At 60.7% G+C, this 15,775-nt stretch carries 12 protein-coding genes, 1 tRNA gene and 1 pseudogene; all 14 read left to right on the forward strand.

Features of this window, described 5'->3' with window-relative positions:
• Positions 1-87, forward strand: a pseudogene (locus NMQ16_RS18845) (elongation factor Tu); the annotation flags it as partial.
• A gap of 48 nt (positions 88-135) precedes the next feature.
• Positions 136-211 (forward strand) — tRNA-Trp (locus NMQ16_RS18850).
• A 55-nt stretch (positions 212-266) separates the two neighbouring features.
• A complete protein-coding gene (gene secE, locus NMQ16_RS18855; protein ID WP_069039289.1) occupies positions 267-620 on the forward strand; it encodes a preprotein translocase subunit SecE in 354 nt (117 codons plus the stop codon).
• Positions 617-1,150 (forward strand): transcription termination/antitermination protein NusG, encoded by a 534-nt coding sequence (gene nusG, locus NMQ16_RS18860; protein WP_069039290.1) that lies wholly within the window; start codon positions 617-619, stop codon positions 1,148-1,150. The genes secE and nusG overlap by 4 nt, the downstream gene beginning before the upstream one ends.
• Before the next feature lie 181 nt (positions 1,151-1,331).
• Positions 1,332-1,763, forward strand: coding sequence for a 50S ribosomal protein L11 (gene rplK, locus NMQ16_RS18865; RefSeq protein ID WP_257082508.1), 432 nt, complete (start codon positions 1,332-1,334; stop codon positions 1,761-1,763).
• 2 nt (positions 1,764-1,765) lie between these two features.
• Entirely contained in the window at positions 1,766-2,458 is a 693-nt protein-coding gene (rplA, locus tag NMQ16_RS18870) for a 50S ribosomal protein L1 (RefSeq protein WP_069039292.1), read from the forward strand.
• 257 nt (positions 2,459-2,715) lie between these two features.
• Entirely contained in the window at positions 2,716-3,246 is a 531-nt protein-coding gene (gene rplJ / locus NMQ16_RS18875) for a 50S ribosomal protein L10 (RefSeq protein WP_257082509.1), read from the forward strand.
• A gap of 78 nt (positions 3,247-3,324) precedes the next feature.
• Entirely contained in the window at positions 3,325-3,702 is a 378-nt protein-coding gene (gene rplL, locus NMQ16_RS18880) for a 50S ribosomal protein L7/L12 (protein WP_257082510.1), read from the forward strand.
• Positions 3,703-4,011: 309 nt separating this feature from the next.
• On the forward strand, positions 4,012-8,088 hold the full coding sequence (gene rpoB / locus NMQ16_RS18885; protein WP_257082511.1) for a DNA-directed RNA polymerase subunit beta: 4,077 nt from the start codon (positions 4,012-4,014) through the stop codon (positions 8,086-8,088).
• A 59-nt stretch (positions 8,089-8,147) separates the two neighbouring features.
• The gene (gene rpoC / locus NMQ16_RS18890) at positions 8,148-12,350 is read left to right on the forward strand and encodes a DNA-directed RNA polymerase subunit beta' (RefSeq protein WP_257082512.1); all 4,203 of its coding nucleotides are present in this window, start codon (positions 8,148-8,150) and stop codon (positions 12,348-12,350) included.
• Between the two features lie 192 nt (positions 12,351-12,542).
• Positions 12,543-12,920 (forward strand): 30S ribosomal protein S12, encoded by a 378-nt coding sequence (rpsL, locus tag NMQ16_RS18895; RefSeq protein WP_008061703.1) that lies wholly within the window; start codon positions 12,543-12,545, stop codon positions 12,918-12,920.
• Between the two features lie 59 nt (positions 12,921-12,979).
• Positions 12,980-13,450, forward strand: a complete 471-nt coding sequence (gene rpsG / locus NMQ16_RS18900) for a 30S ribosomal protein S7 (RefSeq protein ID WP_069039297.1) — start codon at positions 12,980-12,982, stop codon at positions 13,448-13,450.
• Between the two features lie 62 nt (positions 13,451-13,512).
• Positions 13,513-15,606 carry an elongation factor G gene (fusA, locus tag NMQ16_RS18905; protein WP_069039298.1) on the forward strand — a complete coding sequence of 698 codons (2,094 nt, stop codon included), beginning with the start codon at positions 13,513-13,515 and terminating at the stop codon, positions 15,604-15,606.
• Positions 15,607-15,629: 23 nt separating this feature from the next.
• Positions 15,630-15,775, forward strand: a 146-nt coding sequence (locus NMQ16_RS18910; RefSeq protein WP_019915264.1) for a GTP-binding protein, incomplete at its 3' end; no start/stop codon positions are given.

Raw genomic sequence — 15,775 nt, forward strand, 5'->3', positions numbered from 1 at the left:
ATCGCGATGGAAGAAGGTCTGCGCTTTGCGATTCGCGAAGGCGGTCGTACGGTGGGCGCGGGCGTGGTTGCCAAGATCATCGCTTAAGCAGGTTGATGTGCCCCGGCCTGCGTGAGCCGGCCGGGTTTGTTTTGCAGGGGCATAGCTCAATTGGCAGAGCGTCGGTCTCCAAAACCGAAGGTTGGGGGTTCGATTCCCTCTGCCCCTGCCATCCCGGTAATCAGGACGGGTAACTTTGCGGAGCGCCTGAGCGTTCCCGGACATTCATGACCGACCAGCTGAAGCTTGCGCTGGCCATTGCACTGCTGATTGCAGGGCTGGCCGGCTTCTATGTTTTCTCCGACCAGATCATGGCGGTGCGTGTGCTGTCCGTTGTGGGTGGCATCGCGGCTGGTATTGCCGTCGCCTGGTATACGGCACAGGGCCGCCGCTTCTTCGAATTTGCCAACGAGTCGGTGGCGGAAGCGAAAAAGGTTGCGTGGCCGAGCCGCAAGGAAACAGTGCAGACGACAGCGATCGTGTTTGGCTTCGTATTCGTCATGGCCGTTTTCCTGTGGCTGACTGACAAGAGCTTCGAGTGGGTGTTGTACGACCTCATCCTGGGCTGGAAAAAATCATGAGCAAGCGTTGGTACGTCGTACATGCCTATTCCGGTTTCGAGAAATCGGTGCAGCGCGCGCTCGTCGAGCGGATCACCCGGGCGAGCATGCAGGACAAGTTCGGCCAGATCCTTGTTCCGGTTGAAGAGGTGGTTGAGATGCGTGGCGGCCAGAAGGCCGTGTCGGAGCGCAAATTCTTCCCGGGTTATGTTCTGGTCGAAATGGATATGGACGAGGATAGCTGGCACCTCGTGAAGAGCACACCGAAGGTCACGGGTTTCGTTGGCGGCAGTGCCAACAAGCCGACACCGATTTCCGAGAAGGAAGTCGAGAAGATCATGCAGCAGATGCAGGAAGGGGTTGAAAAGCCCCGTCCGAAGGTGCTGTTCGAAGTGGGCGAATTGGTTAGGGTCAAGGATGGCCCATTCACCGATTTCAACGGATCGGTCGAGAGCGTCAATTACGACAAGAGTCGCCTGCATGTTTCGGTGACCATCTTCGGCCGTGCGACGCCGGTTGAGCTTGAGTTTGCACAGGTCGAGAAGGTTTGATCCCAGGCGCTAGGGTCGGGGTCAGGTCCAGCAATTGAGGCAGCGCCGTAAGGCGTTGTCTGGGTGCGCGGTGCAGCCTGAGGGCAGTGCCGCGCAATTGTTTCCGGTGTTGTCACCGGTAGAGGAGTGACAGGCGGTCCGGTGACCGCAAGTCACGCTATCACTCACATCAGGAGTCATCATGGCGAAGAAAATCGTCGGCTATGTAAAGCTGCAAGTGCCGGCCGGGAAGGCGAATCCGTCGCCCCCGATCGGTCCCGCGCTGGGTCAGCGCGGTTTGAACATCATGGAGTTCTGCAAGTCGTTCAATGCGCAGACCCAGGGCATGGAACCGGGCCTGCCGATTCCGGTGGTCATCACCGCCTACGCGGACAAGTCATTCACCTTCGTGATGAAGTCGCCCCCGGCGACCATTCTTATCAAGAAGGCTGCCGGCATCACCAAGGGTTCGCCCAAGCCGCACACCGACAAGGTGGGCAAGGTGACCCGCGGGCAGCTTGAAGAAATCGTCAAGGTGAAAAACAAGGATCTGACTGCGGGTGATCTTGACGCTGCAGTGCGCACGATCGCCGGTTCGGCCCGCAGCATGGGCATCACGGTGGAGGGGCTGTAATCATGGCGAAACTGTCCAAACGCGTTCAGGCGCTGCGCGCCAAGATCGATCGCAACCGCAGCTACCCGTTGGCCGATGCGCTCGCGCTGGTCAAGGAAACCGCGAACGCCAAGTTCGATGAATCGGTCGATTTGGCCGTGAATCTGGGCATCGACGCGAAGAAGTCGGACCAGTTGGTCCGTGGCTCGGTCGTGCTGCCGGCAGGTACCGGCAAGTCGGTACGCGTCGCCGTGTTCGCCCAAGGTGCGAAGGCTGACGAAGCCCGTGCCGCCGGTGCGGATGTTGTCGGCTTCGACGATCTGGCAGCCCAGGTCAAGGAAGGCAACCTGAATTTCGACGTCGCGATCGCGACGCCGGACGCGATGCGTGTCGTCGGTGCGCTGGGCCAGATCCTCGGCCCGCGAGGCCTGATGCCGAATCCGAAGGTTGGCACCGTGACCATGGATGTCGCCACTGCGGTCAAGAACGCGAAGGCCGGTCAGGTGCAGTACCGCACCGACAAGGGTGGCATCGTGCAATGTACCGTTGGTCGCGCGTCCTTCACGCCGGAGCAACTCACCACCAACATCAAGGCACTGATCGAAGCGCTGAACAAGGCGCGTCCGGCTGCGGCCAAGGGCGTGTATCTGCGCAAGGTGTCGGTCACTTCGACGATGGGTGTCGGCATCCGCGTCGATCAGGCGTCGGTGCAGTAAGGATTTGCGCCCGGCTCCGTCGGGCGCACAAACGAACTTTGGGCTGCCACCGCCCGTATGGGGTGGCAGGTTGTCAAAGACCGCAGGTGCCTGATTGGGCGTAATGGAGCAAACACTCCGCCTGCGCAGATGGCGTTACCCGACACAGGATGGATGGTGTCCTCACGGACAGTTTCTTCTCCTGATACGGTCGCCGCAGGTGGTTCGTCAGGTGGGCAGCGATGTGTGCCTGACGACCGTAATCATGGGAGTAGACCTTGGGACTCAATCTCGATCAGAAGAAGGAAGTCGTCGCCGGTGTGGCCGCTGAAGTTGCGGGCGCGCAGGTGATCGTGATCGCCGAGAACCGCGGTCTGGAAGTGGGCGATGTCACGCGTTTGCGTGCCCAGGCTCGAGCACAGGGTGTCTACCTGCGCGTTCTGAAGAACACGCTGGCACGTCGCGCTGTCGAGGGTACCCCTTTCGAGGGGCTGGCGAAGGAAATGACCGGACCGCTGATGTATGGCATGTCCGCCGATCCGGTATCGGCGGCAAAGGTCCTGCAGGAATTCGTCAAGGGCAATGACAAGCTGGTCATCAAGGGCGGCGCACTGGCCAATCACGTCATGGACGCCGCAGGCGTCAAGGCGCTGGCCACCATGCCGAGCCGCGATGAACTGCTCGCAACACTTCTGGGCACGATGCAGGCGCCGATCGCAAAGTTTGTGCAGACCCTCAACGAGGTGCCGGGCAAGTTCGTCCGTACCCTCGCGGCGGTGCGCGACGAACGCGAAAAGCAGTCTGCCTGAGTTCGGGCTTCACGAACGACTACATCACCATCCCGCGCCGCTGGAATTCATCCCGGCGCTTGAATCAGGAGTTTTTAAATGTCGATTAGCAAAGAGCAGGTCCTGGAAGCTGTTGCCGCAATGTCGGTTCTCGAACTGTCGCAACTGATCAAGGATATGGAAGAAAAGTTCGGCGTGTCCGCCGCCGCCTCGGTTTCCGTTGCTGCCGCACCCGCAGCCGCTGCCGCGCCGGCTGCTGAAGAGCAGACCGAATTCACCGTCATGCTGCTGGCCGCTGGCGAGAAGAAGGTTGAAGTCATCAAGGTTGTGCGCGCCGTAACCGGCCTGGGCCTGAAGGAAGCGAAGGACCTCGTGGATGGCGCACCGAAAGCGGTGAAGGAAGCCATCTCGAAGGCTGACGCAGAAGCCCTGAAGAAGCAGCTGGACGACGCAGGCGCCAAGGTCGAAATCAAGTAATTCCGACCCGATTGGCGGGAGTGCGTGCCTTCGGGCCGTACTCCCGTCGCCGTTTGGGGATACCAGGAAAGCGCGTGAGCGAACGTGTTTTCCTTGTCTTCCGAAGCGATCACGGAAGACCGTTTCCGGTCGAACGAAAGTCCCGCCTCGGGTGCTCATGCCCGCGCTTTCGTTGTCAGCCCAGGGGTTGGTAGAGGCCAGCCGCCGGTGACGTTGTCCTGATTGCATTCCGTGGTGAAACGCGGACGGCGCGCCGGGTGGCGCACGCTCCGTTTTCCCCGGCCATCGCACTCTATGCCCGGAGATTTCATGGCCTATACCTACACCGAGAAGAAGCGCATCCGCAAAAGCTTTGCCAAGCGCGATGCGGTGCTCGACGTGCCGTTCCTGCTGGCGACCCAGCTGGAGTCCTACACTCAGTTCCTGCAGGCCGAGATTCCCGCCGAATCCCGTCGCAACCAGGGCTTGCAGGCTGCTTTCACGTCGATCTTCCCGATCAGTTCGCATTCCGGCAATGCGCGTCTTGAGTTCGTGCATTTCATGCTCGGCGAACCCGCATTCGACGTCAAGGAATGTCATCAGCGCGGCCTGACTTTCGCGAGCCCGCTGCGCGCGCGCGTGCGCCTGGTCATCATGGACCGCGAAGCGCCGAAGGAAACCATCAAGGAAGTGAAGGAACAGGAAGTGTACATGGGCGAAATTCCGCTCATGACGACCACTGGTTCCTTCGTCATCAATGGCACCGAACGTGTCATCGTCAGCCAGCTGCATCGTTCGCCGGGCGTCTTCTTCGAGCATGATCGCGGCAAGACCCACAGCTCGGGCAAGCTGCTGTTCTCGGCCCGCATCATTCCCTACCGCGGCTCCTGGCTCGACTTCGAATTCGATCCGAAGGACTACCTCTACTTCCGCGTCGACCGTCGTCGCAAGATGCCGGTGACGATCCTGTTGAAGGCGATCGGCATGACGCCGACGCAGATCCTGTCGACGTTCTTCGAATTTGACGCCTTCGACCTGGCCGCCAAGGGCGGTATCCAAATGAAGCTGGTGCCGGAGCGCCTGCGCGGGGAAGTCGCAAAATTCGACATCATCGACGGTTCGGGCAAGGTCGTCGTGGCGAAAGACAAGCGTATCACTGCCAAGCACATCCGCGAACTGGCCGAGTCGGGCACCGAAGCCATCGTGGTGCCGGAAGACTTCCTCGTCGGACGCGTATTCTCGAGCGCCGTGGTCGATCCGGAAACCGGCGAAGTGCTGGCGAACGTGAATGACGAAATCACCGAAGAACTGTTGGCCAAACTGAGCGTGGCAGGCGTCAGCGAGATCTCGACGCTGTACGTGAATGACCTGGACCGCGGCCCGTACATTTCGCAGACACTGCGCACCGACGAAACCGCTGATCAGTGGCAGGCGCGCGTGGCCATCTACCGCATGATGCGGCCGGGTGAGCCGCCGACGGAAGATGCCGTCGAAACATTGTTTCACGGGCTGTTCTATTCTGAAGAGCGCTACGACCTGTCGGCCGTCGGCCGCATGAAGTTCAACCGCCGTGTCGGTCGCGATGCAATCGAAGGTGCCGCCACGCTGTCGAACGAAGACATCGTTGACGTCATCCGCATCCTGGTCGATCTGCGCAACGGCAAGGGCGAGATCGACGACATCGATCACCTCGGCAATCGCCGCGTGCGTTCGGTCGGCGAACTGGCCGAGAACCAGTTCCGCGCCGGTCTGGTGCGCGTCGAGCGCGCCGTGAAGGAGCGCCTGTCGCAGGCCGAGTCGGACAATCTGATGCCGCACGATCTGATCAACGCCAAGCCGATCAGCGCAGCGATCAAGGAGTTCTTCGGTTCCAGCCAGCTGTCGCAGTTCATGGACCAGACCAACCCGCTGTCGGAAATCACGCACAAGCGTCGCGTGTCCGCACTGGGCCCGGGCGGTCTGACGCGCGAACGTGCCGGCTTTGAAGTGCGCGACGTTCACCCGACCCACTATGGCCGTGTGTGCCCGATCGAAACACCGGAAGGCCCGAACATCGGCCTGATCAATTCGCTCGCGCTGTACGCCCGCACCAACAAGTACGGCTTCCTCGAAACGCCGTATCGCCGTGTCGATGGCAGCCACGTCACCGAACAGATCGATTTCCTGTCGGCAATCGAAGAAGGCAAGTACGTGATCGCGCAGGCGAACGCGTCACTGGACAAGAAAGGTGGTCTGTCGGACGAGTTGGTGTCCTGCCGTCACAAGGGCGAGTTCATGCTGTCGACGCCGGATCAGGTGCAGTACATGGACATTGCGCCGGGTCAGATCGTGTCAGTCGCCGCCTCGCTCATTCCATTCCTCGAGCATGACGACGCGAACCGCGCGTTGATGGGTGCGAACATGCAGCGTCAGGCCGTGCCCTGCCTGCGTCCTGAAAAGGCCTTTGTCGGCACCGGCATCGAACGCACGGTTGCAGTCGACTCGGGTACCGCGGTGCAGGCACTGCGCGGTGGCGTGGTCGACTACGTCGATGCGAACCGTATCGTGGTGCGCGTCAATGACGACGAAACCGTGCCGGGCGAAGTCGGCGTCGACATCTACAACCTGGTGAAGTACACGCGTTCGAACCAGAATACGAACATCAACCAGCGTCCGGTGGTCAAGAGCGGCGACATCATCGCCAAGGGCGACGTCGTGGCCGACGGTGCCTCGACCGACCTTGGCGAGCTGGCGCTCGGACAGAACATGCTGGTCGCCTTCATGCCCTGGAACGGCTACAACTTCGAGGATTCGATCCTGATTTCGGAGCGCGTTGTCGCCGAAGACCGCTTCACGTCGATCCACATCGAGGAATTGACGGTCGTCGCACGCGATACCAAGTTGGGCCCGGAAGAAATCACGCGCGACATCGCGTCGCTCGGCGAAGCCCAACTCGGCCGTCTCGACGAATCGGGCATCGTGTATATCGGTGCTGAAGTCGAAGCCGGTGATGTGCTGGTCGGCAAGGTGACGCCGAAGGGCGAAACCCAGCTGACGCCGGAAGAAAAGCTGCTGCGCGCGATCTTCGGCGAAAAGGCTTCGGACGTGAAGGACACCTCGTTGCGCGTGCCCTCAGGCATGAACGGCACGGTGATCGACGTGCAGGTGTTCACCCGCGAAGGCATCGAGCGCGACAAGCGTGCTCAGTCCATCGTCGATGACATGCTGCGCAGCTACCGTCAGGATCTGGGCGACCAGATGCGCATCGTCGAGCGCGACACCTTTGCCCGTATCGAACGCCTGCTGGCGGGGCGTGTCGCAAATGGCGGTCCGAAGCGTCTGGCCAAGGGCACGACGATCACCCGCGAGTACCTTGATGGCGTCGAGCCGCACAACTGGTTCGACATCCGCATGGCGGATGAAGAGATCGCAGCGCAACTGGAGAGCCTGCGCGAGTCGCTGGAAAAGACCCGCACCGACTTCGACGTCGCGTTCGAACTGAAGAAGAAGAAGCTGACCCAGGGCGACGAGCTGCCGCCGGGCGTGCAGAAGATGGTCAAGGTTTATCTGGCCGTCAAGCGCCGCCTTCAGCCGGGCGACAAGATGGCCGGCCGACACGGCAACAAGGGTGTGGTGTCCAAGATCACGCCGCTGGAAGACATGCCGCACATGGAAGACGGCACGCCGGTCGATATCGTGCTGAATCCGCTCGGCGTGCCGTCGCGGATGAACATCGGCCAGATTCTCGAAACCCACCTTGGCATGGCCGCGCGTGGCCTCGGCAAGAAGATCGACGGCATGCTGCGTCGTCAGGCCAATCTCGCCGAGTTGCGTGGATTCATGGACGAGATCTACAACAGCAGTGGCAAGCCGGAAGAGATCACTTCGCTGACCGACGACGAAGTGCTCGAGCTGGCGAGCAACCTGAAGCACGGTGTGCCGTTCGCGACGCCGGTCTTCGACGGCGCACACGAGTCGGAAATCCGTCGCATGCTGGAACTGGCCGACATGCCGTCCGGCGGTCAGATGACGCTGTACGACGGACGCACCGGCGAAGCGTTCGAGCGTCAGGTGACGGTCGGCTATATGCATGTACTGAAGCTGCATCACCTGGTCGACGACAAGATGCACGCCCGGTCAACCGGCCCGTACTCCCTGGTCACCCAGCAGCCGCTGGGCGGCAAGGCGCAGTTCGGTGGTCAGCGCTTCGGTGAAATGGAAGTGTGGGCACTGGAAGCGTACGGTGCGTCCTACACGCTGCAGGAAATGCTCACCGTCAAGTCCGACGACGTCACGGGTCGTACGAAGGTGTACGAAAACATCGTCAAGGGCGAGCACAAGATCGATGCCGGCATGCCGGAGTCGTTCAACGTGCTGGTGAAGGAAATCCGGTCGCTGGCCATCGACATTGATTTGGAGCGGTTCTAGGACAGGGCGCGAAAGCCAACCCCGCCTAGCCCCTAGCCACTAGCCCCAAAGGAGTTGCCATGAAAGCATTGCTGGATCTGTTCAAGCAGGTCACCCAGGAAGAAGAGTTCGACGCGATCACCATCGGCCTCGCGTCGCCGGACAAGATCCGTTCCTGGTCATACGGCGAAGTCAAGAAGCCGGAAACCATCAACTACCGCACCTTCAAGCCGGAGCGCGATGGCCTGTTCTGCGCCAAGATCTTCGGCCCGGTGAAGGACTACGAGTGCCTGTGTGGCAAGTACAAGCGCCTGAAGCACCGCGGTGTCATCTGCGAGAAGTGCGGCGTTGAAGTCACGCTGTCGAAGGTACGCCGCGAACGCATGGGCCACATCGAGCTGGCCAGCCCGACCGCGCACATCTGGTTCCTGAAGTCGCTGCCGTCGCGTCTGGGCATGGTGCTCGACATGACGCTGCGCGACATCGAACGCGTGCTGTACTTCGAAGGCTTCGTCGTCGTCGATCCGGGCATGACGCCGCTGGCCCGCGGCCAGCTGCTGTCGGAAGACGACTATCTCGCCAAGGTCGAGGAGTACGGCGATGACTTCACCGCATTCATGGGGGCGGAAGGCGTACGCGGCATGCTGCGTTCGCTCGACCTGAACCGTGAAGTGGAAAAGCTGCGCGGCGAACTGGAAGCCACCAGTTCCGAAGCGAAGATGAAGAAGATTTCGAAACGGCTGAAGATCCTCGAAGGCTTCCAGCATTCGGGCATCAAGCCGGAATGGATGATTCTGGAAGTGCTGCCCGTTCTGCCGCCGGACCTGCGTCCGCTGGTGCCGCTGGACGGTGGCCGCTTTGCGACGTCCGACCTGAATGATCTCTACCGTCGCGTCATCAACCGCAACAACCGCCTGAAGCGCCTGCTCGAACTGAAGGCGCCGGAAATCATCGTGCGCAACGAAAAGCGCATGCTGCAGGAAGCGGTGGATTCGCTGCTTGACAACGGCCGTCGCGGCAAGGCGATGACCGGCGCCAACAAGCGCCCGCTGAAGTCTCTGGCCGACATGATCAAGGGCAAGGGTGGTCGTTTCCGCCAGAACCTGCTGGGCAAGCGCGTCGACTACTCGGGCCGTTCGGTCATCGTGGTGGGGCCGCAGCTCAAGCTGCATCAGTGCGGCCTGCCGAAGAAGATGGCGCTCGAATTGTTCAAGCCCTTCATCTTCAACAAGCTCGAGCTGAACGGCATGGCGACCACGATCAAGGCCGCCAAGAAGCTGGTCGAGCAGGAAGTGCCGGAAGTGTGGGACATCCTCGAAGAGGTGATCCGCGAACATCCGGTCATGCTGAACCGCGCACCGACGCTGCACCGCCTCGGCATCCAGGCTTTCGAGCCGATGCTGATCGAAGGCAAGGCCATCCAGTTGCACCCGCTGGTCTGCGTGGCATTCAACGCCGACTTCGACGGTGACCAGATGGCCGTGCACGTGCCGCTGTCGCTGGAAGCGCAGATGGAAGCACGCACGCTGATGCTGGCGTCGAACAACGTGCTGTCGCCGGCCAATGGCGAGCCGATCATCGTGCCGTCGCAGGACATCGTGCTCGGCCTGTACTACGCCACCCGTTCGAAGATCAACGGCAAGGGCGAAGGGATGATGTTCGCCAACGTGAATGAAATGCGTCGCGCCTACGACAATGGCTTCGTCGAGCTGCACTCCAGAATTTCGGTGCGTATCCGCGAAGTCGAAGTGATAGACGACGAAAAGCGCGACAAGGTGACCCGCTACGAAACCACGGTTGGCCGCGCCATGCTGTCTGAGATCCTGCCGCCGGGACTGCCCTTCAGCGTGCTCGACAAGGCGTTGAAGAAGAAGGAAATCTCGCGTCTGGTCAACAACAGCTTCCGTCGCTGCGGTCTTCGCGAAACAGTCATCTTTGCCGACAAGCTGATGCAGGCCGGTTTCGCGCTTGCGACCCGTGCCGGCATTTCGATTGCGGTGAAGGACATGCTGGTGCCGGATGCCAAGCACACACTGATCAGCGCGGCCGAAGCCGAGGTGAAGGAAATCGCCCAGCAATACACGTCCGGTCTGGTGACCGACGGCGAGCGCTACAACAAGGTGGTGGACATCTGGGGTCGCGCCGGTGATCAGGTCGCCAAGGCCATGATGGACCAGCTCGGCCAGGAAGACACTGTCGATCGCGACGGCAACGCGGTCAAGCAGGAGTCGTTCAACTCCATCTACATGATGGCCGACTCCGGTGCGCGCGGTTCCGCCGCCCAGATCCGTCAGCTTGCCGGCATGCGCGGTCTGATGGCAAAGCCGGACGGCTCGATCATCGAAACGCCCATCACCACCAACTTCCGCGAAGGTCTGAACGTTCTGCAGTACTTCATATCGACGCACGGCGCCCGCAAGGGTCTGGCCGACACGGCACTGAAGACGGCGAACTCCGGTTACCTGACGCGTCGCCTGGTCGACGTGACGCAGGATCTGGTGGTGACCGAGGACGATTGCGGCACCAGCGAAGGCTTCGTGATGAAGGCGCTGGTCGAGGGCGGTGAAGTGATCGAACCGCTGCGTGACCGCATCCTCGGCCGCACCACCGCTGCCGATGTGGTGAATCCGGAAACGCAGGCCACGGTGATCTACGCCGGTGAGCTGCTGGACGAAGACAAGTGCGACCTGATCGACTCGCTCGGTGTGGATGAGGTCAAGGTCCGCACCCCGCTGACCTGCGAAACCCGGTACGGCCTGTGCGCAAAGTGCTACGGCCGCGATCTGGGCCGCGGCCAGCTGGTGAATACCGGCGAAGCGGTCGGTGTGATCGCTGCGCAGTCCATCGGCGAGCCGGGTACGCAGCTCACGATGCGCACCTTCCACGTCGGCGGTGCGGCATCACGGGCCGCGGCGGCAAGCGGCGTCGAGGCAAAGAGCTCCGGCGTCATCCGCTTTACGCTGAACATGCGTTACGTCACCAGTGCGAAGAACGAAAAGATCGTCATCGCGCGCAGTGCCGAAGTCATCATCACCGATGATCACGGCCGCGAGCGCGAGCGTCACAAGGTTCCGTACGGCGCCACGCTGCAGGTCGACGAAGGTCAGGCCATCAAGGCTGGTACCGCACTCGCCAGCTGGGATCCGCACACCCGTCCGATCATTACCGAGTACTCGGGTGTGGTGCGCTTCGAGCACGTCGAAGAAGGCGTGACCGTAGCCAAGCAGGTGGACGACGTGACCGGCCTGACCACGCTGGTCGTGATCGATCCGAAGCGTCGCAGCACGACGACCAAGGGGTTGCGCCCGCAGGTCAAGCTGCTGACCGAAACCGGCGAAGAAGTGAAGGTTGCCGGTACCGAAACCCCGGTGTCGATCACCTTCCAGGTGGGCTGCATCATCACCGTGAAGGATGGTCAGACGGTCAGCGTGGGCGACGTGCTGGCGCGCATCCCGCAGGAATCGGCGAAAACGCGCGACATCACGGGCGGCTTGCCACGCGTGGCGGAGCTGTTCGAAGCGCGTTCGCCGAAGGACGCCGGTCTGCTTGCCGAAGTCACCGGTACTGTTTCGTTCGGCAAGGACACCAAAGGCAAGCAGCGCCTCGTGATCACCGAGCCGGATGGCACGGTGAACGAGTTCCTGATTCCGAAGGACAAGCACGTCACGGTGCACGACGGTCAGGTGGTCAACAAGGGTGAAGTGATTGTCGACGGTGCGGTCGAACCGCATGACATCCTGCGTCTGAAGGGCGTCGAGGAACTGGCCCGCTACATCATCGACGAAGTTCAGGACGTTTATCGACTGCAGGGCGTGAAGATCAACGACAAGCACATCGAGGTCATCGTCCGCCAGATGCTTCGTCGCGTGGTCATCGTTGACTCCGGTGATTCGAAGTTCATCCGCGAGGAACAGGTAGAGCGTTCAGAAGTGCTTGACGAGAACGATCGTCTGGTCTCCGAGGGCAAGCGTCCGTGTGAATACCAGTACATGCTGCTCGGCATCACGAAGGCCTCGTTGTCTACCGATTCGTTCATCTCCGCGGCGTCCTTCCAGGAAACCACGCGCGTGCTGACCGAGGCGGCGATCATGGGCAAGCGCGACGAACTGCGTGGCCTCAAGGAAAACGTGATCGTCGGACGACTGATTCCGGCAGGTACCGGTCTGGCCTATCACCGCACCCGTCGCGGCCAGACACGCGGCGACGATGCGGCTGCGGCGGATCGCGTGCTGTTCGGCGACGATCCGATACCGGTAGAAGCGGAAACCGGCGAAGCCCAGTAACCAACGCAGCAACCCGTGGGAGGGTCAACCACCAGCGGCAAAGGGCTGCCGGTGGTTGACCCGTCCCGTTTAGTATGCCTATAATCCGGCCTCTTTGTGGGTCCGCCAACCGTAGCGGGCCCGGGGCGAACGAGTCACGGAGGCGGGCCGACCGTAAAAGGCGTCGCCTCCGGTCTTTTGGAATCTCGAAAAATGCCAACCATTAATCAGCTTGTTCGCAAGCCGCGCACGTCGCCGGTAAGCAAATCAAAAGTGCCGGCCCTTGAGGCTTGTCCGCAAAAGCGCGGCGTCTGCACGCGTGTCTACACCACGACTCCGAAGAAGCCGAATTCGGCGCTGCGCAAGGTTGCGAAAGTGCGTCTGACCAACGGTTTCGAGGTGATCTCGTACATCGGTGGTGAAGGTCACAATCTTCAGGAGCACTCGGTTGTTCTGATCCGTGGCGGTCGCGTCAAGGATCTCCCGGGTGTGCGCTACCACATCGTCCGCGGGTCGCTTGATCTGCAGGGTGTGAAAGATCGCAAGCAGTCGCGTTCCAAGTACGGCGCGAAGCGTCCGAAAAAGGCCTGACCGGTTTCTGTCAGCGCGTGCTCATTGCAGTGTAATAGCAAGAAGTTAAGGGTTTAAACATGCCACGTCGTCGTGAAGTACCCAAGAGAGATATTCTCCCCGATCCGAAATTCGGTAGCGTCGAGCTCTCCAAGTTCGTCAATGTGCTGATGTCGGCCGGCAAGAAGTCGGTCGCTGAGCGCATCGTTTATGGGGCTTTCGAGCAGATCAAGACCAAGAGCGGCAAGGATCCGCTTGAGGTCTTTGCCCAGGCCATCAGCAACGTGAAGCCGGTTGTCGAGGTCAAGAGCCGTCGTGTCGGTGGTGCCAACTACCAGGTGCCGGTCGAAGTGCGTCCGTCGCGCCGCATGGCTCTGTCGATGCGCTGGTTGCGTGAGGCTGCTCGCAAGCGCTCGGAAAAGTCCATGGGTCTGCGCCTTGCTGCCGAGTTGCTCGAGGCGTCCGAAGGTCGTGGTGCTGCGATGAAGAAGCGCGACGAGGTGCATCGGATGGCGGACGCCAACAAGGCTTTCTCGCACTTCCGTTTCTGAGTCATCCCGCTTAATCGAATGGCCGCCACTTGTGGCGGCCTCTTGTTTCAAAGGACTGTATCGTGGCACGCAAGACACCGATCGAGCGCTACCGGAATATCGGCATTTCCGCTCACATCGACGCCGGCAAGACGACGACCACCGAGCGCATTCTTTTCTACACGGGCGTGAACCACAAGCTCGGCGAAGTGCATGACGGTGCCGCCACGACGGACTGGATGGAGCAGGAGCAGGAGCGTGGCATAACGATCACGTCCGCTGCCGTCACCACGTTCTGGAAGGGTATGGCGGGCGACTACCCCGAACATCGCATCAACATCATCGACACTCCGGGTCATGTGGATTTCACAATTGAAGTCGAACGCTCGATGCGTGTGCTGGATGGTGCGTGCATGGTTTACTGCGCCGTTGGTGGTGTGCAGCCCCAGTCGGAAACCGTCTGGCGTCAGGCCAACAAGTACGGTGTGCCGCGTCTAGCCTTCGTTAACAAGATGGACCGCACGGGCGCGAACTTCTTCAAGGTTTACGAACAGCTGAAGACTCGTCTTCACGCCAACCCGGTGCCGGTTGTTGTGCCGATTGGTGCAGAGGAAGGCTTCAAGGGCGTTGTCGACCTGATCAAGATGAAGGCGATCCTTTGGGATGAGGCCTCTCAGGGCATCAAGTTTTCGTATGAAGAGATTCCGGCCGAACTTGCGGATGTGTGCAGCGAATGGCGCGAGAAGATGGTTGAGGCGGCAGCGGAGTCCAGCGAAGAGCTGATGAACCGCTACCTCGAGAACGGCGACCTCGACGAGAAGGACATCATTCTTGGATTGCGGACCCGTACCATCGCAGGTGAAATTCATCCGATGTTGTGTGGCACCGCTTTCAAGAACAAGGGTGTGCAGCGAATGCTGGATGCCGTGATCGATTTTCTCCCGTCGCCGGTGGACATTCCCCCGGTCCAAGGCCTGGACGACGACGACAAGCCGGTCGAGCGTCGCGCAGCGGACGACGAAAAGTTCTCGGCGCTGGCCTTCAAGCTGATGTCGGACAAGTACGTTGGTCAGCTCACGTTCATTCGCGTTTATTCGGGTGTGCTGAAATCGGGTGACACGGTGTACAACCCGATTAAGGGCAAGAAGGACCGCATCGGTCGTCTGGTGCAAATGCACGCCAATGACCGTCAGGAAATCGAAGAAGTGCGCGCTGGTGACATCGCGGCTGCCATCGGTCTCTCGTCGGTGACTACCGGTGAGACGCTGTGTGACCCTGACAATGCCGTGACGCTGGAGCGCATGGAGTTCCCGGAGCCGGTGATTCACGTAGCCGTTGAGCCGAAGACGAAGGGTGATCAGGAAAAGATGGGCCTGGCGCTGTCGCGTCTGGCGCAGGAAGATCCTTCGTTCCGCGTGCGCACCGATGAAGAATCTGGTCAGACCGTGATCTCGGGCATGGGTGAACTGCATCTGGAAATCATCGTCGATCGCATGAAGCGCGAATTCGGCGTTGAGGCCAATGTCGGCGCGCCCCAGGTCGCCTATCGTGAAGCAGTTCGGAAGTCGGTTGAACAGGAAGGCAAGTTCGTCAAGCAATCGGGCGGTCGTGGTCAATACGGGCACGTCTGGATCAAGCTTGAGCCGAATGAAGCCGGCAAGGGTTACGAGTTCGTCGATGCGATCAAGGGCGGTACCGTCCCGCGTGAATTCATCCCGGCAGTCGACAAGGGCTTGCGCGAAACGCTGCCGAACGGCGTGCTTGCAGGTTTCCCGGTCGTTGACGTCAAGGTGACGCTGTTCGACGGTTCCTACCATGACGTCGATTCGAACGAAAACGCGTTCAAGATGGCCGCGTCGATGGCGTTCAAGGACGCGATGCGCAAGGCGAGTCCGGTGTTGCTCGAGCCGATGATGGCGGTCGAGGTCGAAACGCCGGAAGACTACATGGGTAACGTGATGGGTGACCTGTCGGGTCGTCGCGGCATCGTTCAGGGCATGGAAGATCTGCCGGGCGGCATCAAGGCCATCAAGGCTGAAGTCCCGCTTGCGGCGATGTTTGGTTATTCCACGACTTTGCGTTCGTTGAGCCAGGGTCGCGCGACCTACTCGATGGAATTCAAGCATTACGCTGAAGCGCCGAAGAACGTCGCCGAAGCGATCATCAACAAGAAGTGAGTTTTGGGATTTAGGGGCTAGACATGGCAAAGGGAAAGTTTGAACGTACCAAGCCGCACGTGAACGTGGGGACGATTGGGCACGTTGATCATGGCAAGACGACGCTGACGGCGGCGATCACGACGATTCTGTCGTCGAAGTTCGGTGGCGAGGCGAAGGCGTACGACCA

It is taken from the genome of Methyloversatilis sp. XJ19-49, assembly GCF_024580145.1.
GTDB lineage: Bacteria > Pseudomonadota > Gammaproteobacteria > Burkholderiales > Rhodocyclaceae > Methyloversatilis.